We start from the raw sequence: 22377 nt of genomic DNA, 5'->3' as shown, positions 1-22377 counted from the left end.
TCGCGCCAAAGCGAATGGGGGTGCGGCTCCCCTTCGCCGGATTGCGTTTCGGATAACAGCCAAGCACTGTACATGATAAAGAACTACGGCTTCTACTCGAATTCCTGCGACAACACGCTGCCACCAGCGGGCGCGACTGGACGTTACGTCACTCAGGTCAACGGAGGGCTGGCGGGGCTATCATATCGATCCATCTTCATTGCTCGCCCACGTTCCATGACTCAATCCTTGCGCGACCTCGCTCCCCTCGAAGCCCGTGTGCTCGGCGTGCTGGTAGAAAAGCAGCACACCGTGCCGGATACGTACCCGCTTTCCCTGAACGCTTTGACGGCCGGCTGCAACCAGAAAACCGCGCGCTCGCCGGTGATGAGCGCGACGGAGGCTGACGTTCAGACGGCCATCGATGGCCTGAAGCGTTTGAGCCTCGTGATGGAGGCGAGTAGCAGCCGCGTCACGCGCTACGAGCACAACATGAATCGCGTGCTCGGTATTCCGAGCCAAGCTGCTGCGCTACTGACGGTTATGTTGCTTCGTGGGCCGCAGACCACTTCGGAATTGCGGATGAACGCCGCTCGCTTGCACGGCTTTGCGGACAACTCATCGGTCGAGGCTTTCCTCGACGAACTGGCCGCGCGTACCCCGCCGCTCGTCGTGAGATTGCCGCGCGCGCCGGGCGCCCGCGAAAATCGATGGATGCATCTCCTATGCGGCGAAGTGAATATGGAGCAATTCGCCGCCAGTGGGCGTGAAGCGGGCGACGAGTCGATTCAGCCAGGCGAGTTCGAGGCATTGAAGGCCGAACAGGCGCGGTTGGCCGGTGAAGTGGCGCTGCTGCGGGCGCTCGTCGAACGGATGGCGGCCGAGTTGGGTATTTCGATTGATCAGCCGGCGCAGGATTAGGGGGCAGGCTGGAGGCTGTTATCGCTCTCGCTATAACATTGCGCGGTACAGATTCAATCGGCCATCGAGAAGCGTTAGGCACAGTGGGAGTTAACGCGATCTTTCATCGATTGAAAGTCGTTCCGGGAGCGGCGAGCAACTTTCGCACGGTGTCCAGATACACGGACGCTTTAAACCCATAACATACTGCTCTCGCGTTCCCACGGGCTACTCGATCAGACTAACCTGCAACGTACGTTCATCGACGCGCCCATGATCGTCGATCGCCCGCACATCATAGCTGCCGGCCGTGCGCGGTTGCCAATACAGCGCCGTACCGGGCGCGCTTTGCCCGACATAGGCATCGTTGACGAACCAATACAACGCGTGCGCATCCGCATCGGTTGTCGCACTGAATGCGATGCGCTGTTTATCCGGCTGCGTCAGACGCATCGTATAAATGCTGCCCCGCACCGGCGACGTAATCTGCGGTGGACTGCCATCCGGCGTGCCCGCATTCCGACAGGCCGGATTGATCGGCGGTTTGCGGCGCGGAATACCGGCCTGCGCAAACACCTGTTGCAAATCCGACGACCAGAACTCGTACACTTCCTGGTGTGTGTGTTCGCCGGAGTAGGGCGGACAGGCGGGCAAGCCAGTTGCATCGTCGATCACGAGTGGACGATGCACGCTGCTCACGCGAATGGGCGATTTCCCCGGAATGAACCACGTCCAGCCGCGTTGCGGGCACCACTGGTTCGGCAACTCCCCGCTCGCCAGACAGATCTGTACGCGTTTGAGATTCGCCGGCCGGGGGCGCGGTGGCTCCGTCAATTGCGGATAGTCGGCTTCGAGCCCATCGACGATCTGAAAGAACAGCGGCGCTCCCGCATCCACTCCGACGAACGCGGGATTGCCAGTGCCATCGAAGTTGCCGACCCAAACCACCAACACGTAAGGGCCAAACACGCCCGCCGTCCACGCATCGCGAAACGCCCATGACGTGCCGGTCTTCCAATACACCGGCAGACTGGATGGCTGGGCGCCGGTCGTTTCGTCCGGCCGAAGATGCTGGCGCAAGATGTCCATCGTCATGAAGCTGGCCTCATCGCTCAGCAGGCGGATACCGCTTGGGCGAGGATCGCTCGCGCGCAATCGCAACGGCTTGAGCACGCCGCGATTGGCCAGCATCGCATAGAGCGACGCGAGTTCCTGCATCGACACTTCACCGCCGCCCAGCACCAGCGCGAGACCATAGTGCTGCTGGCTCGCCATGTGACCGATGCCCGCTTCCTGCAAGAAATGATAGAGATCAGGATCGTGCAATTGCGATGCGACCCATACTGCAGGGATGTTGCGGCTGCGATTCAGTGCGTCCGTTGCCGTGATCGGTCCGAGAAAGTGCCCATCGAAATTTTCCGGGGTGTAGGGGCCAAACGACGTGGGCACATCCCGAAGCACGGTTTGCGGATGCAGCACGCCTTGATCGAAACCCAATCCGTAGATAAACGGCTTGAGCGTGGAGCCTGGCGAGCGGCGAGCCAGCGTGCCGTTGACCTGCCCATGGATCGGGCGATTAAAGTAATCCGCGGAGCCGATCAGTGCTTTGATGCCCATATCGCGCGTATCCACGAGAATCGCGGACGCATTGCGGATACCGATGTTGTCGTTGCGCGCGACATAGCGCGTGACTTCGCGTTCGAGAACGTGCTGTAGACGCAGGTCGATCGTGGTTCGCACGCGCGATTCGCTGTCCGTGCTCTCCATCCTGCGCGCCGTCAGCACTTGATCGACCGCATGCGGTGCCTCGAACGGCAGACGCGACAGCGGCTGGACATTGAGCGGCAGCGCGAACAGTGGTTTGAGCGTGGCATCCTTGGGATGGCTCAAGAGCCAGCGGGCGTACAGCCGATTGCGCGATAAGGTGAGGGCATGGTTGATCACGTTATCGACGTCGGTGGCCGTGCCGGCAGCACTGCTCGGCAAACGATGCGTCGGATCCTGTGGGATCACGGCCAGCGTCAGCGCCTCGGGCAAACTCAATTCGCCTACCGGACGGTTGAAATACGCAATGCTCGCCGCGCCCGCCCCCTCGACGTTACGGCCATACGGCGCGTCGTTCAGATAGGCTTCGAGAATCTGCTTCTTCGAATAGAACAGTTCGAGCTGAATCGCGCGTGCCACCTGCTTGAGCTTGCCCCAAGGCGTACGCGTGCCCAGTTGCCAGAGCGAGCGCGCGAGCTGCATCGTGATGGTCGATCCGCCCTGCGGGTTGCCGTGCCTCACATAAGTGACCCATGCGCCGCGTGCGAGCCCATAGGGGTTGAAGCCCGGATGCCAGCGGAACCAACGATCCTCATGTAGCAGCACCGCATCGACGAGTTGCGGCGACATGTCCTTGAGCGGCACCCAAAGGCGAAACCGATCGTCGCTCGCCAGCGTCAAGCGCAACAGCCGGCCGCGATCGTCATACACCGCGGTGGAAGAGGGCTTCCAATCGCGCAACGGCGGATGCGGCCACAGGCGACAAACAACCAGCGCGGCGGCGATCAGCAGCGCCCCGGCGAGCCAGTTTTGCAGCCGCCGGACCCAGTTGCCGGACACGCGCAGTAAAGACCGAAATAAAAACACGATGAGTGCTTCAACCCAATACGAGATCGGCGTTGTCCGCAAAGCGCTACGTCATCGAGCCGAAGCGCTCGACGACGTAGCGCGGCGGGATCACTGCGGACGCGCCACCGTTAGCGTGGCGCCGCCCGGCGAGCGTGCCTGGATGCGGCGGTCGTACATCGATTCGCCGAACGCGGGCGGGACGATGTACTTACCGGCGTTGGTGGCCCGGATCCGATAGACGAACTCTTTGACGTCGGATGTTGCCGTGCCGTAAATCACGACGCGATCCTCGCGGATATCCGCATACTCGGGCTGCCACGTCGAACTCGGCAGACCGATCGGGGACCGCCACGGTGCGGGCTGTGCGGCGCTATTGCCGCTATCGGCATCTTGATTCGGTTGATCGCCGGATTGATCGGCCGATTGATCGCCCTGACCATCACCGGTACCGCTGCCGTTGCCATTGCCATTGCTGTTATCGTCCGACTGGCTCGCGGCCGGCGGGGGCTGAATCACGGGATCGAAGCCGCCCGGCAGCAGATCGACGATCGCGACGTTACCCACGCCTTGATCGCCCGTCGCGCGAATCTTGACGTGCACCTCGATCTCCTCGCCCACCTTGATCTTGTCGAGCGGCTTGCCATTGACATCGGTGTAGTCGCGCACGATTTCAAGGCCATTCTTGATCGCCTTGTCCGGTGCGCCACGATCGTAACCCGACTGACTCGTCACGCGCCACGCCGGCATATTGCTGCCGTTCGCGAAGCGAAGCTTCGCCGCCGACGCGCTCCAACTACCGGCCTGCAATAGATTGGCTTGCAACGTCGAAATCGCTTTGCTGCTGCCGTCCGCATGCACTTCGTTGATCGTGAGCTTATCCAGGCCGCTCGCGTTCAGGCTGGCGTAGGCGTTGAGCGCGAGCACGGTCATCGACGATGACAATGTATTGAACTCATTACGCGCGAGCGGACCGGCGATGTTTTCCATCACCTGCGGCGACAGTGCTTTGACACGGTCCGGGAAATACTTTGCAAGCAGATAGAGCACGCTTGCATTGCGCGTCAACGGATCGGTGTAATAGCCGTACACGAAGTCCTTGTCGTTCTGCTTGGCTTCGAGCGCACGCTGCGGCCCGGCAATCAGCGCCTTCGCTTCCTTGTCCTGCATCAGCAGCTCATAGGCGGCGGCGAGCCAGGCGGCCGCGAGGTCGTTCTTCCAGTCGTTCGGGAAGGCTTGTTGCAGGCGCTTTTGCACGCCAGCGAGATCGTTGGTCGTGACGTTGCCCTCGCGCGTCAACAGATAGACCGCATAGGCGCGCTGGCGCAGTTCGTCGAGCGTATTCAAGCTGTCGTCACTCGCCAGACGATGCAGATACTGGTTGCCTGCGTCGAGCATATCCTTCGGCACCGCCACACCGCGGTCGCGCGCTTCCAGCAGGAAGTGCATCGCATAGGCGGAGATGAACGGATCCGCGTCGGGCGTCGCCGTCCAGACGCCGAAGCCGCCCTCGCTGTTTTGCCGAGAACGCAGCACGTCGAGCATTTGCGCGAGCGCTTGATCGTTGGTCTGCCGCGCGTTGCCGTTGACGGGTTGCAGCGTGCGCGTGAGCGCCGGCACCGTCGGCCATTTTGTCGCAATGAGCCGAGGCATCGCTTCGCTGACGAGTTGTTCGCTGCAATAGTTCTGGACGTTGACGAGCCACGACGTCAGGCCCTGGGTGACCACAACGGGAATCGTCGAGAAGCTGGCATCGCGCGAGGCATACGCGTCATACATCTGGCGCAGCCCCGACACATCCGCGTTGCTGTCCGCACCCACCCGGGCGATATCCACCTGCGTACGATACGCGGCGGCCGGCCGCACGGACAGATCGACGCTTTGCGCTGCGGACTTCGCGCCGTAGCGCGCGCTGAAGGTCAGGTTGCCCGAACCGAGCGTGGCGGTTGCCTTGACGTGGAACAGCGCCACGCCTTCCCGCATCGATGCGAGGTTCAATTGCTGCGATGCATTGCCGACGATCTGTAACTGTGGGCCGGTCTTCAGCGCAACCGTGACCGGGACCGGTTTGTCGCCTTGCCCGGTCAGATTGTTGGCCACGCCCACGCTGACTTCGGCTTCGTCACCCGGTGCGAGCGTGGTGGGCACGTTCGGCGAGAGCACGAAATTGCCGCGCACCGTCGTGCTCGACGTAATGGTGCCCACTTGATTCGGCGACACCGCCACCGCCATGACGCGCAGCTTACCGTTGAAGTAATCCGGCACGGTGTAGGTGACATCCTTCTCGCCGTTGACATCCACGATGCCGGACCAGTACACCACCGGCTTATCGCGTTTGCGCTTGAACGGGTTGAGCTGGCTGCCGATCCCATCATCCGCATCGCCGCCCGGTGCCGCCATCTGCATCAGCTTTTCGAACTCCGGCAGGATCAGATCGAGGATCTGCGATGTGCCCACCTCAAGCATGCGTTTGCGGAAGAAGTATTGCAACGGATCGCCCAGCTTGTAACGGCCCACTTGCAGGATGCCTTCGTCGACGGCGAACACTACCGCCTTTGTCGGATGTGCTGCATGCAGCTTGAACGTCACCGTCTGGCCCGGTTTGACGAGCGGCGGGGCGTCGAGCGTTAACCCATTGCGGCGTGCATCCATGCTCACCGAGAAAGGCACCACGCCGTAACTCAGCGGGCTCATGAATACTTCGTCTGACGACGGATCGCGAATGTACTGCACGTTGACATAGCCGTTGCCTTCGAAGCCGGGCGGCACGGTAATGTGCTGCACGGAGCTCGTGGTATCCGAGTGGAACCACGCGTGGGCGTACACCTTGTCGCGCTCGATGGTGATCAGGCCACTGCCCGCATAGGGCGCGCGAATCGCGATCTCCACCGGCTCGCCCGGCGCGTAGTCATGCTTGCTCAGATTGATCTGCAACTCGGCATTGCGGTCGAGCGAGCGCGAGATGTTTGCATCGCCGGCTACCGAGTATTCGACGCGGTTCACTTCCGTGCGGTCTGCGCGGCGGATGACCAGCGCGTAGTTGCCCGGCTTGTCGGTAGGCAAGGTGTACGCAAGACCGGTTGCCGGGATCGTCAGCGGATTTTCGCTGATGGGGATTTCCTTGAGACGCGAGTCGTACTTGTAGACACCCGAATCCTGCTTCGTCAGCACTGAAACATAGCGGCGTTCCACGAGCTGGGCCGTGAGGCCCTTCAGTTCGAATGCCGTGGCTTGCGGATTGATCGCGACGAAGCGAACCGTGCGCGGGCTGCCGCGCTTCACGTACGAGAGATCGTCGACCGACTTATACCCGACGAGCCAGTCGTCGTTGGAGACGAGCGTCTGCGCGCTCGCTGCCACACTGCGTCCACCGTCCGCTTCGTGAGCCTTCGCGAGGAAGTAGAGCTGATAGGTGGCGTCCGCATATTTCTTCAGATCGAGATCGAACTGGGCGTGGCCCTTCTCGTCGGTCTTGCCGTCTTGCAGGTTGGTGGTATAGCCCTCTTGCGCGCGCCTGACGTCGAAGAAGTGATAGTCCGGCCAGCTTTGAAACTGCGGCCAAACGGGGCGCAGCGTCAAAGACGCCTCGACGCGGCGATCCGCGGCGGGCGTGCCGAAAAGGTTCTGCGCATCGACGATTCCCATCAGCTGGTCAGGCTTCACCCAGCCTTCGGCCACCCGCTGCGACAGCTTGGCCTCCACCTTCATGCGATCCGGCAGGAACTCCTTCACCTGCACGGTCGTCGAGCCGATCGGTGCGTCTGTCTTGCCGTTTTTAACGATATAGAGATTCACCGTCCACGTGCCCGTCGGCGCGGTTTCCGAGGGCGTGTACGACACTTCGCTGAAACCGGAATCATCGACCGATACCGGCATGCGCTTCACCGTGATCCCGCGCGGGTCCACGACTTCCGCTTGCAGCGGTACGCCGGCCGGACTGCGCGACCAGCTTGCCGCACGCACGATCAGGCCGATATGGAACAGATCGCCGGGGCGATAAATGCCGCGGTCGGAGAACAGATACGCGGAGAGTTGGCCTTCGCTTGTCGGATTGCGTTCGCCGCCCACGTCGAAACGCGAGAAGTCCAGCTGACGATCTTGGCCGCCGACGGGCAGGAACGATAGATCGTCGGCCTTTTTCACCACGTACAGCATCGGCTTCTTTTCGTGATCGAGGCCCTTGAACGTGGGGAAGTGCACCACGCCGTCGGCGGTGGTGTCTTGCGTGTAGAGCGTCTGGCCATTGAGCGCGAGCACCGATACCGTGGCGCCGCTGACGGGCTGCCCGGTATGGATCGACTGTACGAAGACGTCCTGGCTGCCGTCGAGCGAGCGTTTGACGAGCATGCCGAGATCCGTCACGACGATCATGCGGGTGTCCGTGGGCGACGGATCGTCGTTGCCGTTGTTGCTATCGCTGCTGTTGCTGTCATCGGCATTGCCGTTGTCACTGCTGCCGTTGCCATTGCCGTCGGCAGCGGCTTGAGCGGCCTTGTCGGCTTTTTTCTTTTCGGCGACAGGATCATAGGCCGACAGATGGAGCAAGAACACGCCACGCTTGCCGTCTTTCAGATACTGGCCAAGATCGACGCCCTCATAGTGCGCCTCGCCGGGGCCGGCCTTCGGGAAGACATGCTTCTGTTCAAAGCGCTCGACGATGTGATCCTCGCTGAAGCTATAGCCGAGGTCGGGCTGGGTATAGGTGCCTTGGTTGAAGCTCACCAAATGCTGCAGTTGATCCGGCAGCACGCGCCCAATCTCCAGCTTCATGCCGGGCAGGTTGCGCGAGACGACGGAAATCCGCTTGCTGCCGCTCAGCGAAAGCAACGAACCGTCCGCCATGAAGCGCAGCAGCTTCGGATAGTCTGGCACGGTGAACGTCTGGACGGACGGCGTGCCGAGCATGTAGCCGCCGAATGATTTCAAACCGGACGCGATGCGGACATAGACACGCTGGCCTGGGTCCGCATGAAACTTGAAGCTCTGTAATTCGGCGAATTCGTTTTCGGTGGGGACGAGTTGCAGATCGAGCGGTTTCGATTGGCGCAGGACGCTTTCGCTCACGTCCGCGGTATCCCATTCGTACGGCCGATCATCGTCGCTCTGATCTACGCCCGGTTTTCGCTTCGGCAGCACCCACGCCTTGATGACGCTGTTGAGATCGCTGCCGCGCACGGCACCGCTGAGTTCGGTGACGAGCACTTGCTCCGGCTCATAATGATCGTTGTCGACGAGCGTCGGGCTGACGCTTTTCACCGTCAGGCTATAGAGGCCGGGCACGCGCACCACCGACGTCAATGGGTCCTTCGTGCCTGAGCCGCCGCGCGAACTGCGCACGCCGCTGTCTAGCGTGAGCTGTACTGCGCCGTCGTCGCGCGGCAGGTCGAGCGGCTGCGAATGCACCCAGGCGTTCAGTTTTGTGGCGTCATAAACGACTGAGAACTTCAACGGCGTGTTGAACTTGCCGTCGGTGCCGGCCATGGCCAGCGAGATCCGCTTTTCGAACTGTGCGGTATCGACCGGGTAATTGAATCGCACCGGCATGATGGTTTTCTTCGCCGTCGCGTTCTGCGGGTCCTGGTAGAACTCGGCATCGCCTGCCTGCGCGGTGAAGGGGGCGGTATCGAAGGCGAGATGATCGTCGGCCATCAGCACGTGAGCGGCGAAAGCTTGTTTGACGTCGAAGTCGACTTCGTAGTGCGTGCCGATCGGCCAATCGGCGGCCGGCACGAAGCGCAAGGTGTGATCGTCCGCCCAGGTCCATTCGCCCTTGAACGCGGGCTTCATGACGATGCCTTTGGTGACAGGCTTGCCCACCAGCTCAATGGGCGCGGCCGAGCGCGAGAAATCGATTTCCAACGGATGGACCGTGATCTTCGGCGTGCCGTCGGCCGCCACGTAGCTCGTGACCGGCGGCGCTTTCACTTGGAAGGTAATGCGGTCGGGCTCGGGGGGCTTGGGCCTGTGGACGTACCAGTGCCAGCCGGCCCATGCGGCTGCGATGACAGCGATCGTAGCGAGCGCGCGGATTGCGAATTGCCGCGGATTGCGGCGGATCTTGGCGCTGGCGGCGGGTGCCCATGCGGGGGCTGACCATGAGACGCTGCCGAATACGGGCCGCAGAACGAGTGCGAGGCAGTGCAACAAGCCGCGCAGGACGCGCAGCGGCAGAAGAGCGAGAAATCGAAGAAGGCCCATGCTTTCCATTTCAAGGATAAGCGTTCAGCCTCTTACCCCCGATTGCTTTCAATTTTGTTATTACCACCGAATTCGTACGCTTTCGACCTGAAGCGCACGTACCTGTATCTCAGCGCTTATTGGGCGTATTGCGCTCGCGTGTTGCGACGCGCAGGCAATGCCACCGGGAATATTCGAGCGAGATCGGAAACTCGTCGCGATCATGCCATATAAGGTGGGGCGGGAACAAGCGCGGAGCTGTATGGGGAAGGGTGGCGTGGGGTTTTAAGGATTGTGCGAGTGGTGATTGGGATAGGGCAGCCTAGTTGTGCCTGGCGGTCGGGCGACGCTCGCCCATTCCCGTCCGCGCGTCGACTTCATCGAAAATCGTTTCAGCGAATTCGACAGCGGGCGGTTTCTGACGGTCGTACATCATGACGAATTCGACGTCCGGCAGCGCCGGCAATCCCTCGGCGATACCCAGCTCGCGCAGTTCATCGTCAATCATGCCGCGCGGCACCGGCGCGATCGCGATACCGGCTTGTGCAAATGCGCGGATGCCCGTGGCGCTGGGGCTTTCGCATGCGATTCGATACGGCATTTTCGCTAACGCGAGCGTCCTCGTAGCCGCTTCCCGAAACGGACAAGGATCGGGAAAGCACGCCAGCGGGACTTCGCCTTCGGGCAGCGGCTCGTGACGGGCGAACGCCCAGGCGAGCGGTTCCCGCCACAAGGCGACACCTTCGCGGGAGGGCGCACACCGGCTGCCGATCACGAGATCGAAATCGCCGTTTGCTTGCCGTCGAAACAGACTATCGCCAATATCGACGGTGAGATCGAGCAGCAATCCGCGGCGCGCGGCGCTAAACCGACGCATTGCTTCGGGAAGCCATCCGCCTGCCACCTCCTCCGATGCACCGATGCGCAGCTTTCCCCCGTATGCTTCGCCGCCTCCCAATCGCGTTCTCGCTTCCTCGCTCAGATTGAGCATGGCGCGAGCGTAGCCGAGCAACGTTTCACCGTGGTCGGTGAGCGCGACGCTTCGTGTATTACGCACGAGCAGTGCGCGTCCGATCTGTTCCTCGAGCCGGACCACTTGGGCGCTCACCGCGGATTGGCTCAGATGCAGGCGGCGACCCGCGCCGGTAAAGCTCCGGGCATCCGCAACCGCTACGAATGTTCGCAAAAGCGTCGTGTCGAGAGGATGGCTCATTGATCACCAAACAAGATTAATTCGATCAATTAATGTCGTTTCAAAATTATAGACGGCCTGAGTACGCTGCGCGATACGACGGAACGACTGCGCACTGTGCCTGTCGCCGTCCTCTCGAAAGGGTAAACGTCATGACTCGCGTTCTTTACGTCGAAGGCTCCCCCAACAAGGAATATTCGGCGTCCATCGACGTGTGCAGTGCATTTCTCGACGCATACCGGTTGGCGCATCCCGACCATGTGATCGAAAAGCTGGACCTGTGGGACGAGGCGCTGCCCGAGTTTGATCAAGACGCACTGGCGGCCAAGTACGCTGGCCTCCGAGGGGAGCCATTGACATCGAAGCAGACGCTTGCGTGGCAGCGCATCGAAGCGCTTGCCGCGCCCTTTCATGAAGCGGACAAATTGTTATTTGGGGTGCCGCTATGGAATTTCAGTATTCCGTACAAACTGAAGCATCTGATCGATTTGATCTCGCAGAAGGATGTGCTCTTCTCATTCGATAGTTCGGGCTTCGGCGGTTTGCTGCGGGGGAAGAAGGCGGCCGTTGTCTATGCCCGCGGCCTGAGCTACACGGCGCCGGGCTCCTTCACGCCAGCGAGTCAGTTTGATCTTCAGCGTCCCTATATGGAAACCTGGCTCAAGTTCGTAGGGGTTGAGGATGTTGCGGGCATCGTTGTTGAGCGTACTTTGCTGGGTCCCGAGGGACAGGCCGATCGAAGCAGCGCAATAGAAGCGGCGCGTGCGATGGCGCTTGCGTTTTAAGGCTCACTTCGGCCGGGTGTTGACGCGCGACTGAAACGTGAGCTACTGTAACGACATGCAACGCGATCTGATTCCCCTCGAAAGCATTATCACAACGGCGATTACCGGCAACGGTGGGTCGTCCGGGGTGCGCACGAGGTAATCTCTGTATTGCATACCACCAAGGGCCCCGCCGGCAGGAGACGGGGCCTTTCGCGTTTACGGCTGACCGTCTTTTGTCGGCTCCATACACGTACGGAGTCGTCATGAACGAATTAAATCATTGCAGCCGAAGCAGCGAATCCGAGGTCTTGCTTGTCATCTCGATCCAAACCCTTCCCGGAAAAGGCCACGAGCAAATCGCGGCGTATGAAAAGTTGGCCCCAGTCGTGCGCGCGGAAGCAGGGTGTCTCCAATATGATCTTCATGCCGTGGTGGGCGCAGACGATAGCTTTCTTCTGATTGAGCGCTGGGCATCGGCGGCTGCATTAGCCGCTCACGATGTGACGCCTCACATGATCGCCGCGGATGCCCATAGCCCTAGTTTCAGGGCGGGCCCGGCGAAGGTGATGCAACTGAGTTCAAATAGCCTCGCGTAATCGGGTTGCGACGTAGTTCGCGATTGCGGACGGCTCGAAGATCGACTGACGGGCCGTCTGCTTTCGAATGGATTTTTCCTGGTAGAACCAGATTATCGGAACTAGCGCAGGAAGTCGGCCACGACCTTGCCGATGTGAGCACTTCGCCACCGACGTAGTCGAGCACCAGCTCAATGTCGCTTGCGACTTCCTCAAAACGTTGTCTCTTGTAATCGATGACGTGATTCGCGCCGAGACTGCGCACGTAGTCGACGTGAGCCGAAGCCGCAAGGGTCGCTTGTGTTGAGGGGATAGGAACGTTAAAGCTTGGCCAACAGACGCTCGACGATTTCTTTCCCCCGCAACGTCGCAAGCCAGCGCGCGGGCAACGCCTCCTCGCCATACACGATGCCGGCCAATCCACCGGCGACGGCGGCTGTCGTATCGGTGTCGTTCCCGAGCGTGATCGCGCGCTTGACGCAGTCTTCATAACTGCGCGTCGATAACAAACAGTGAATGGCAGACCAAAAGCTATCGACCACATACCCGGACCCCTGCGGAGCATCAAAGCGGCCGTCCAATGCGACTTTCAGTTCGGCTTCTTCGGCAGTGCCCGCATAGCGCGTAAGCAGCTCGTCTTCCGCCGCCCGTACCGCGTCGGCGGCGGACATGTTTTCAAGGATGCCTACTGCGGTCAGGCAATAAAGTGCGCAGCACAACTGCGAACGCGCATGCCCGTGGGTTACCAGACTCTGCTTGCAAGCAAGGCGAATGATTTCCTCGTGCGATGTCGTCACCATGATGACGGGAAGACATCGCATGAGCGATCCATTGCCGTTATCGCGCTCATCAACGGGTCCGGCGACGGCCGGGGCAACGCCGGACGCTAATTGCTGCAAGGCACGCTGCGTCTGCAAACCGACGTCGAAAACCTTGCCATCCGGTGTAAATGCCCCGCGGTGAAACCAGTCCTGCAGGTTGCCAGCGAACATCTCGAGGTCCAACTCCCGATCGCGCGCGAGCGCATCAAGCAGCGCCAGCGTTTGTGCACCGTCGTCGCTCCATGTGCCCGGCGGTACACCGTCATGAGTGCGCTCGAAATCGGGCGGCGGGGCCATCTCGATCCTGCTCACCGTAGATATCGACACCGCACTATGAAATTCATACGGAACGCCCAAAGCGTCCCCGATCAATAAGCCGAACAAGCCACCGCGCAGGCGGGCTTGCGGGGACAGGGGCATTGTCGACCGGTGCGGGCGCTCGTTCGGTACTGATTGGATGGCCATTTTTGTCGTAGTTGTTAGCGAACCCTAAGGCTATGCCGAGTAATCGAACGTGGCCAGCGGTGTGCGAAAACGCGTAACCGTACGTCAATAATTCGGCGGCGGAACGAAGCCGCCGAACTCAGACTCTATCAATTCGGCGAGCTTCAGCGGTGTGCGGTCTTCCAGCAACGGCCCGACGATCTGGACACCAATCGGAAGGCCCTGCGGTGACATCCCGATAGGCACCGATGTCGCCGGCAGGCCCGGAAGCGTCGCGACGCCTGGCCATACGAGTTGGTTGCCATAGAGGTGGGCCTCGCCGTCGATCAATACCCGCCGTGCGTCCCTATCGGAATGATCGTGCGGGAACGCCGTCACGGGCGAGACGGGGCAGATCAGCGCGTCGAACGCTTTGAAAAACTCGCGCCATTGCGCCCGCAGTTGGCAACGCGCGTTGTTCGCTGCGATCCAGTCGCGGTGGCTCAGCACCGCACCGCGAACCTGTTCGGCGTCCAGGCCGGAGGCATCGGTAGGCATCGCCGCCGCCTGCTTCTGAAGATCGGCATAGACTTGCGCGGGCCAATTCGCGGCCAGGAAGGACATCAGCATCCGCATATAAAGGCGCGCGCTCGCTTCAAGATCGGGAAGCAGTTCGCTGTCTCCGACCACCCGAACGCCGGCTGCCCGAAGGTGTTCGGCAAGCGAACTCATTGAGAGCCGCACGGTGCTGTCCGTCGGCAGCAGCGGATGCGTATCGAGGATCAACACGCGGAAGTCGCCTAGCCGCTCATGCCGCGGGGCCGGCAGGTCGAGCCTGTAGGCGATCCCTGCATCGATCTCGTCTGGACCGGCCATGACATCGAAAAGGAGCGTAAGGTCTGCGGCGCAACGCGCCATCGGTCCGACCACCGCGAGATCGATCGTATCGGGCAAGGGCGCGAGTGGCGGCGGGACATGTCCGCGCGCCGGCACGACCCCGAACGTGGGCTTATGGGCATAAACGCCGCAGAAATGTGCGGGTACCCGCAATGACCCGCCGAGGTCGGAGCCGAGTGCGAGCGGCACGTAGCCCGCGGCAAGCGCTGCGGCCGACCCGCCCGATGAGCCCCCAGGTGAGCGACCCACGTCGAACGGGTTGTGGGTCGTTCCGTAGATGTCGTTATAGCTCTGCCAATCCCCGAGGCCGATCGGAATGTTCGTTTTACCTAGAACAACACCGCCAGCGGCTTTTACACGTGCGACTGACAGGGCGTCCTCGATCGGAACGAAATCCTTGTGCTGCGGAAAGCCCCATGTCGTCGGCAGGCCGGCTACGTTGAACGATTCCTTGACGAGCAGCGGAATGCCCAGCAGGGGCCGCCGCTCGCCCCTCGCCAATGCATCATCGGCGGTGCGCGCAGCATCGCGCGCACGATCGAAGTCACGTATACAAACTGCATTCAGCGCTGGGTCGAGGCGTTCAATTCGGACGATGGCGGCTTCTGCAAGTTCGCGGGCCGAAATCTGCCGGGCCGCGAGCGCCGCCGTTAGTTCGCGAACAGACTTGTATTCCCATTCGAAGTTCGTCATGTGTGCAGCCATTTCCGATGTCGGGGGGATATGAGTGAACCCTGGAGGGGAATTCCAATAGACAGCGGTAATGGCCGCAAAGGTCCGTCAGTCTGCTCCCTCTCGCTGAACGTGACGCCAGGTTTCGGGGGGCGACAATCTTCTCCTGGGACTGATCACGCTTGCCGTCTTTTCCAGTCGAGCGACGAAATGTTGATCCGTGTAGCGACCGCACCATTCCACGACACTTCAAACCCGGCGAGCGAAAGCGCTTCTGCAATGCGGTGGCCCACGGCCAAACTGCGCTCATCGTCGTCAGTCAGATTGCCGAAAGCGATCATGAGGCCGTGTCCGTCCACGGCCCTCTCGACATCTTGTCCGTGATAGAAGCAGTATCCATGGTAGTGACCTTTCGGCGCCTGCCCCACGGCTTCGGCGACGTCCGAGCGGCCGTCCGACATCGTATATCCCGCGTTGGACAAAGCGCAGATTCCCTCTTCGTGAAGCCGATCGAAAACCCGGTCGAGTCGATCGCAGTCCGTTTCGGATGGCCAGGACGCCTCCGCGGCAACCTTGCGCTCAAATTCCTGCTCAAGGAAGGCTTCCAACTCGTCCACATCGCAGTCGGGCTCCAGGATGTCGTCCATCATCTCCCGGATTTCGTCAGCTTCATAGAATCCCGACCATATCCATTTGGTCACGCACTCCCGTACGTACGCTTCGGGGTCTGTCATGATATCGACTCCATGTGTGTTGTTCTTCGATGTGCAGACGGCAATCCTCAATCCGAATCAGGCAGTTGCCACGGGCCTGTATCCAATCAGCGCCAGCGGCCAGCGCTCGGTTCGGGATGAAGCAACGCTGCGTCCGAGGTATCGGTTGCGCGCACGATAGGCAATGGAATCTGCACTTTAATCGACGTGCCGTGTCCCGGCGAGGATTCGATGCTAACCTCGCCAGCAACGAGATAGGCGCGCTCGCGCAGGCCTGATAACCCAAACGAATTTAACTTGCGCGGCGTTGAAAGGTCAAACCCGATACCGTTGTCCTGCACGATCAACAAGACGTGGTCATCATTGCGCGTCAAGCTGAGCGTTGCGTGCGAGGCGTGCGCATGCTTCGCGATGTTCGTCAGCGATTCCTGCATGATGCGAAACACCGCTGTCGCCTGCGGTTCTTCGAGATCGAGATTCGGGGGCTCGACGGTCAAATCGCATTCGATGCCGTGGCGCTGCCGGAAATTCTGCGCGAGCCAATCCGCCGCGGCAACGAGGCCGAGGTCGTCGAGCACCAGCGGCCGAAGGTCCGCGGCTATGCGGCGGGTCGCGACGACCGCTTCATCGAGCAGCGTATGCACGGGCGCCAGCTCGGCTTTCAACGCCTTTCTTTCGGAAACTAATTCAAGCTCGAGCCGCGATGCGGCGAGCGTCTGGCAAAGTTCATCGTGCAATTCGCGCGCGATGCGTCGATTTTCCTGTTCGCGCGCGGAAGTCCCGATCGATGCCAATTCACGCAACTCCTCGCGTGAATGCTCCAGCGCCGTTTCAGCGCGCTTGCGCTCGAGCACTTCATTGAGCAAGTCGCGGTTCGCCGCCGTGAGCGCAGCCGTACGCGAAGTCACACGTTGCTCCAGCTGCGCATTCGCTTCGTTTAATTGCACAGTCTGCGACTGGGCGCGTTGCCGTTCGATGCGTTCGCGATCGAGCGCCTGGACCACACGCGCGTAAAGGTTGATGTTTTCGAGCGTCAATATGACAAGCACGAAGCTTGCAGCGCATAGGCTGTAAATGCGGCCGACGTAGAAACCGAGATCGAAGCGGCCATGATTGAGGACGCCCGCGAATGCGATGTCGAAAAGCCATGCACACATGACGATCATCAGCCACAGGTCCAGCACGGAGTGCGGCCGCCGCGAGAGCAGCGTCACAAGCGCAAGCAGACTGAGCGAAAAGATGAACGCGACCACGATATGGTGCGCCATCGTATAGCGCGGTGCCAGCGGCGGCCCGGACAGCTGCGGCGGCAGCCAGGCGTAGCCGCGGGTGGCCAGGATCGCGAACGCGATAGCGAAGCAGATGGCAAAGGCAATACCGGCCACGATCTGCGGCGCGCAGGCACCCGCGCGTTGCGTCCCCGCCGACGCGTGGTCACGCTTTAGCCACGCATAGGCGATCACGACAAGCGGAAAACTGCCATGCCAGAAAGCATAGAGCCAAGCCGTGCTTTGGCTATGTGCCCCTAACCAACCGGTATCGGAAAAGACGCCTGGAAACGTAAGCAAGTGCGCCGTTGCTGTGAAGGCGGTCAGCAAGTATCCCGTCGCCAATACAAGCAATGCCTTCGACCGCAAAATACGGTACTGGCCAATCAAGAGTGCGGCCGTGAGCAGATCGCAGACGACCACCGCGGATTCATAGACGGGAATAAAGGCCCACACCCGGGGCAATTGGACTTTCGCGAATGGCACGGCCGCAATGAAGGCGACTGCTGTAAGCAGGACGACGGCAATCGCGAGTCGCCGCTCGCGGCGCCCGGGCGGCAAGGTCGAGAGGAATACCCTTGAATCGGTCGTCAACTCGGTCAAGCTCGCCCCCGTGCTCGCTCACGCGTTGATTTTGGATCTGTACCGGCTATCTTACTACCAGAAAACGCGATGCTGCACATGCGCGTTGGATGGGATTGGCGGTTTCTTCGGCGACCGCGGCCCAGGCGTATGCGCAGGATTGCGGTGCACCGTCGATGCCCCGGCCTATCGCGACACGTGCACCATAGCGTTCGCGCAAGGCGGCGCCAAGAAACGCACGTTGTCGTCGCCTAGAAATCGTCTCGCGAGTTCGGTGACAGGCCCCGGGCTGGTCGTTGTATAGAAGGTGATGCCCGAATCTTCACTGCCCGCGAATTCAGGGTGGCGCGCCAAGTAGTCAACGAGGCTGTCCGACGTTACTTGCGGCTGCGAGAAGATTTCGACGCCATCCGGGAGGACTTCTTCGAAAAGATCGGCGACTAACGGATAGTGGGTACAGCCGAGCAAGACGGCATCCAACGGCTGTCCGCCCAATCGACGCAGGAGTAGCGCAACGTATCGCCGGACGGCGCGCCTGAGATCGTGAACCGGCGCATTCGCTTCAATGAGCCGCACGAGGCTGGGGCAGGCTTGCTGGACGAGATCGATATGGGGCGCTCGCTTCTTGGTTTCCTCAACAAACACACGGCTTTCGACGGTATAGCGTGTTGCAAACACCGCCACGGTCTTTTTCTCGCCGCTGCGCGAGCGGCTATCAAGTCCAGTCGCCCAAGGCACGCCGCTCATGGCCTCCACCATGGGGACGATCACTCCAATCACACGCTTGTCCGGGTAGTGCGCAGGGAGCCATGTTTGCTGAAGCCGCCGCAGGCCCGTAGCCGCCGCCGTATTGCATGCGACGACGATTAACGAGCAGCCCAATTCAAAGAGTCGCGCCAGCGAAGCCACGGTGAGCGCGTAAATCGTATCGGCGTCCCGATTCCCATACGGCGCGTTGCCGTGATCGCCGTAGTAGACGAATCGCTGAGCCGGAAAAGTCTCTCTGAGTGCTTTCAAAACAGTGAGTCCGCCGCTGCCAGAATCAAATACGCCGATCATCGAATGCTCCGTGAAGGAATGCGATTGTCTCATTGATGTGGTCGCACACCCGAGACGGCGCCCGTTACTCACGCCAACTGCGGTGTCCCGATCTTGAACCAAGCCTTGGCGATTTTGCCGTCTGCGATTTCGTATATCGCCAGCACCTCGACTTCGCCGGGGCCCTCGGGGAACGTACGCGTGACACGTTCGTGGTCGATGACGATGTTTCCCACCACAGAGCGATGAAGCAGCTTGCCGAAGAGATTTGCTTCCTGGAAGCGAGTCACGTGGCGTTCGCGAATTTGCTCCACGCCCTTGGCTAGCAGGCGCGAAGGAAACTCATAGTATTCGCAATCGGCGGCCCACCATTGCACGAACGATTCTATGTCGCGCGCGTTGTAGGCCTCAAGCTGCTGGTGTACGGGAAACGCCACCGCATCGGGCGTAGGTATCTCTTGGGTCGTGGAGCTCAACGGGGGCATTCGCTTTCCTCGTCTGACGCTTGGATTGGGAGACGGATTCTACCGCGACGTACAGCGGCAGCGGGCATTCGATTACTCATCTAAAAGCTCGCATAAAGCCTTCGGAGATATCTCTACCATGAAGCGGCTCAAACGTCAGCGCCCTCATGAATCTCGGATTTAGCCCCCAGCATCGCGGCAATCCGCTCGATGGCAATGGCGACTGCAGCGGCGGTGTCATCGCCGTAACCGATGTCCAGGTCGAAGCTCTTCAGACACGGCGCGATCAGCGCCCACCGCTCAGCGAACGGCCCCTCGAGCGCATCCTTGTCGATGAAATACAGCGAGACGCTGAATCCGCCCGGGCCCTTAGCCGGAGCGAGGCTCCAAAGCTCGATCGATTTCAACGCGTCCGCGGGAAACCAAAAACATTCCGCGCCTGAGGCGAATCCCGCGCGATGCCCGTCCGGTGAGCGAAACGCCATCAACTGACCGTCCGAAGCTTCCGGCGCATGTCGTTCCTCTGCCGCCCCCTGCGGGACATCGATCCCGACCTGTTTCCCGAACGCATCCTTCAGCGAATCATAGAAACCTTGAACGAGCTTGCGCCGCGTTTCGGCGTCCAAGCTGTCGACACTGTCGGTGTCGAATAGCCCGATCGATCCTGCGCGTATCGCTGCCGCGTCGCTTTCGTCATCCCGTTCACGCGCTGTGTGACGACCGCTGACGCTGCCATGCGACGAAACGGTTTCGCGCCGCGCGGGCGTCTTCGCTTCACGCCGTTTTTGCAGCCCGCCTCCCAGCACGATGATCACGCCGGTTTCAGCGGCAAGCGTCGCGACGACGGCGGCCAGTCCGGCGAGAAAGCCGAACCTTATTCCGGCGAACCGGCCGGCGAACGCGGCGGGCAATATCAATAAAAGAAGGAGAGGCACGATCGCTCCGGCTCGTCAACGGCCCATCGTTCGCAGACGAGCGCACCTACCGCGGTATGAATCCTTGTCGTTGGTTGTGTCGCGGCGCCCAGAACGCGAATTCCTGACGCTCAGGCGATCGAATCAATCGTTGACCGACAAAACGAAGGTCGGCGCGGGAATGTCCTTGGCGTCGATCTCCACATGCAGCGGTGCAACGGCCGTGCCGACCGCGAAGAACTCGATGACGTGGCTTTCCCAACGATACGACTTCTCGTGAATGGTCGTCCCGATCACGCCTTCGGCCTTGGCGGTCTGCGCTTCCACCTGCATGCGCTCGATAGCCAACTCGCGCGCGCTGTAAATCGCTTGCGTGAATTGCTCCAGTTCGACATTGCGGCCGGCTTGATTCCACGCTTTCAGCATGCCGCGGTGCGCGACGTGATAGACGCAACTGCCCATCACGAGCTCGATGGGCCGGTAGCCGGAATTGAGCAGCGTATAAAAATCCTGCCCGGAGAGGTCGGAGGTGAACGGCCCGCCATCGTGAGCGCGGAATCCTTCCCGGTCGTGGTTATGCACGACGCCGGTACCGATCGCGACGAACTCCAGGATGTCAGCATCCCATTCCACGTGTTTGATTTCGAGGCGCACGCCAACGATGCCGTCCGCGCCCATGCCGCGCGCTTCCTCGCGCATACGCGACATGGCCAATTCCCGCGCGTGATACATCGCTTGCGAGAGCACTTCGAGTTCCTGATTCTTGCTCCACGAACCGTACTGAATGCCCACGTGGTAAATGCTGCTGCCGACGCATAACCCGATCGGTTCGAACCCCGCCTTGCGAACGAGCAGGAACTCATTGACCGACAGATCCGAGGTGAAGACGGCCGTGGGATGGGCGCTGCTGCGCAAGCCCTTCAGGCGCTCACGGGCGTTCGCGGGAAGTTGCGTCGACGGATTTTGCGTAGTCGTTTCGCTCATGATCTCTCAATCTCTCAGTGATGGGGACTTCAAATCCCGTCGTTATACGAATTGTGGTGAACCGAGGTGGTGCGCAAGTTGTCCCGCTTATCGCTCAGATCGACGACGAACTCGATCGGATGTTTGAACCCGGTCGTCCCTTCGCAATCGACGACTGTCCCAATGACGATGTGCCGGCCGAGCAGCCGCGCCGGCTCGGGTTTCTCGACTTTGAACAACTGACTGAATTGCAATTGCGCGAGCACGCCCGTTCCCTGCCGCGCCGCATCCGCTCGCAGATCGGCGTGTGCGTGGCGTCGAATTTTTTCCCAGAACGCCGTGGTTTGTTTGAGCGCTTGGTTGCGCCAGGCCCCGTTGTCGCTATCGAGCGGACCGTTGCTCCATTGGAAGCGCGCGCCCACGGCGAGGCCGACAGGCACGATGCCGGCTTCCAGCAACTGAACGAATTCAAGCGCGGGCACGGTCGATATCACCGGCGCGGGGCTCGGAGGCAAACCTTCGATCCGCACAGCCGTGCCGACCAGCGAATAATCCATGCTGTTTTCCATCGCGAGATCGACCGTCACCATCCGCGTATCGATCACGGCATTCGCGCCTAGCGCCGCTGCTTCGGCTTGCAGGCGGCTCAATGCCTGGCGCCAGCCTTGCGCATGGCCTTCGGTCCAGGAAAAGCCATAGTGCATCCAGCAAGTCGCCGCGATCGGCGCCAGCATCTTGACGCCGTGGCTGCGCGCCAATGCCATTTCCGGCGCGGTCAGGGTGGACACCCAAGGCAGCGCGCCGCTCTTTGAATCGGCCAGACGTTGATGCACGAGGCGAGGTACGCCGTCGTCGTCGAAGAAGTTGGGTTCGGGCACGGTGGGCCCCGAGCGATTGCCAAACAGCGAACTCAACCATCCCATCGGGATCTCCCGGCCATTAGGCGTTGCGTATGACTGACTACTGATTTACCGATGATTACCGATGACGTATTGTTCGGAAGCGTCAAAGGGCCGCCAGCATTTCCGAAATCGCCCGCGCCTGTTCAGTGCGTTCGCGCACGTGCGTCATGAGCCCGGTCATCCATGCGTGGGCATCGACTTCGCGCGTCGAGAGCACGACGCCCCTCACTTTCTTTTCGATTTCGGTGGTCAGATGGCGGCCGTCCTTCAGCCGCATCGAATACGTTTCGTTATCGAACGCCACGGAAATGCCGACGATTTCTTCCGTCTTGCGAATCAATCCACGGCGGACCTTCTGAACTTGCGTGTGGTTCGGCAACGCCTGCGAGACGATCGCCACGAAACGCGAGAGAAAAGCGGCCCGGCCGGCCTCCGCGTGCCGCAGCCAGGCCGCCGCCAGATCGAAATTCATGGGCGTGCTGCTATCGCCGACGCCGGAGAGACTGTCGAGTTTGCCCAT

The 22377-nt window shown here is 60.9% G+C and carries 16 protein-coding genes and 1 pseudogene; 3 read left to right on the top strand and 14 right to left on the bottom strand.

Features of this window, described 5'->3' with window-relative positions:
* Positions 1–216 precede the first annotated feature (216 nt).
* Complete coding sequence (locus ACTHL0_RS06060) at positions 217–900, top strand: YceH family protein (RefSeq protein WP_440565737.1); 684 nt, start codon at positions 217–219, stop codon at positions 898–900.
* Positions 901–1107: 207 nt separating this feature from the next.
* Here ACTHL0_RS06060 and pbpC read toward each other — a convergent pair whose 3' ends face one another.
* From pbpC to ACTHL0_RS06045, 3 genes are all read right to left on the bottom strand, one after another.
* On the bottom strand, positions 1108–3483 hold the full coding sequence (pbpC, locus tag ACTHL0_RS06055) for a penicillin-binding protein 1C (protein ID WP_440565736.1): 2376 nt from the start codon (positions 3481–3483) through the stop codon (positions 1108–1110).
* 117 nt (positions 3484–3600) lie between these two features.
* On the bottom strand, positions 3601–9687 hold the full coding sequence (locus ACTHL0_RS06050; protein WP_440565735.1) for an alpha-2-macroglobulin family protein: 6087 nt from the start codon (positions 9685–9687) through the stop codon (positions 3601–3603).
* Between the two features lie 301 nt (positions 9688–9988).
* A complete protein-coding gene (locus ACTHL0_RS06045) occupies positions 9989–10879 on the bottom strand; it encodes a LysR substrate-binding domain-containing protein (RefSeq protein WP_440565734.1) in 891 nt (296 codons plus the stop codon).
* A 131-nt stretch (positions 10880–11010) separates the two neighbouring features.
* Between ACTHL0_RS06045 and ACTHL0_RS06040 the strand changes: the two genes are divergently transcribed.
* Together ACTHL0_RS06040 and ACTHL0_RS06035 are read left to right on the top strand one after the other, a co-directional pair.
* The gene (locus ACTHL0_RS06040) at positions 11011–11643 is read left to right on the top strand and encodes an FMN-dependent NADH-azoreductase (RefSeq protein WP_440565768.1); all 633 of its coding nucleotides are present in this window, start codon (positions 11011–11013) and stop codon (positions 11641–11643) included.
* Positions 11644–11888: 245 nt separating this feature from the next.
* Positions 11889–12221, top strand: coding sequence for a putative quinol monooxygenase (locus ACTHL0_RS06035; RefSeq protein WP_440565733.1), 333 nt, complete (start codon positions 11889–11891; stop codon positions 12219–12221).
* 118 nt (positions 12222–12339) lie between these two features.
* Here ACTHL0_RS06035 and ACTHL0_RS06030 read toward each other — a convergent pair.
* The 11 genes and pseudogenes from ACTHL0_RS06030 to ACTHL0_RS05980 all read right to left on the bottom strand — a co-directional run.
* Positions 12340–12489: pseudogene (locus ACTHL0_RS06030) on the bottom strand (NADP-dependent oxidoreductase); the annotation flags it as partial.
* Positions 12490–12520: 31 nt separating this feature from the next.
* Positions 12521–13441, bottom strand: coding sequence for an ADP-ribosylglycohydrolase family protein (locus tag ACTHL0_RS06025; protein WP_440565732.1), 921 nt, complete (start codon positions 13439–13441; stop codon positions 12521–12523).
* A gap of 129 nt (positions 13442–13570) precedes the next feature.
* Complete coding sequence (locus tag ACTHL0_RS06020) at positions 13571–15034, bottom strand: amidase (protein WP_440565731.1); 1464 nt, start codon at positions 15032–15034, stop codon at positions 13571–13573.
* 155 nt (positions 15035–15189) lie between these two features.
* Positions 15190–15747, bottom strand: a complete 558-nt coding sequence (locus ACTHL0_RS06015) for a DUF6891 domain-containing protein (protein ID WP_440565730.1) — start codon at positions 15745–15747, stop codon at positions 15190–15192.
* Positions 15748–15833: 86 nt separating this feature from the next.
* Complete coding sequence (locus tag ACTHL0_RS06010; RefSeq protein ID WP_440565729.1) at positions 15834–17597, bottom strand: sensor histidine kinase; 1764 nt, start codon at positions 17595–17597, stop codon at positions 15834–15836.
* A gap of 165 nt (positions 17598–17762) precedes the next feature.
* Positions 17763–18635 carry a glutamate racemase gene (gene murI / locus ACTHL0_RS06005; RefSeq protein WP_440565728.1) on the bottom strand — a complete coding sequence of 291 codons (873 nt, stop codon included), beginning with the start codon at positions 18633–18635 and terminating at the stop codon, positions 17763–17765.
* A 68-nt stretch (positions 18636–18703) separates the two neighbouring features.
* A complete protein-coding gene (locus tag ACTHL0_RS06000; RefSeq protein WP_440565727.1) occupies positions 18704–19090 on the bottom strand; it encodes a nuclear transport factor 2 family protein in 387 nt (128 codons plus the stop codon).
* A gap of 137 nt (positions 19091–19227) precedes the next feature.
* Entirely contained in the window at positions 19228–20013 is a 786-nt protein-coding gene (locus ACTHL0_RS05995) for a hypothetical protein (RefSeq protein WP_440565726.1), read from the bottom strand.
* A gap of 123 nt (positions 20014–20136) precedes the next feature.
* Positions 20137–20976, bottom strand: coding sequence for a heavy metal-binding domain-containing protein (locus tag ACTHL0_RS05990; protein WP_440565725.1), 840 nt, complete (start codon positions 20974–20976; stop codon positions 20137–20139).
* Positions 20977–21005: 29 nt separating this feature from the next.
* Positions 21006–21869, bottom strand: coding sequence for a heavy metal-binding domain-containing protein (locus ACTHL0_RS05985; protein WP_440565724.1), 864 nt, complete (start codon positions 21867–21869; stop codon positions 21006–21008).
* A gap of 91 nt (positions 21870–21960) precedes the next feature.
* Positions 21961–22377, bottom strand: a complete 417-nt coding sequence (locus ACTHL0_RS05980; RefSeq protein WP_440565723.1) for a hypothetical protein — start codon at positions 22375–22377, stop codon at positions 21961–21963.

It is taken from the genome of Trinickia sp. (assembly GCF_051961175.1).
Lineage (GTDB): Bacteria > Pseudomonadota > Gammaproteobacteria > Burkholderiales > Burkholderiaceae > Trinickia.
This window is presented reverse-complemented; position numbering and strand designations above follow the sequence as displayed.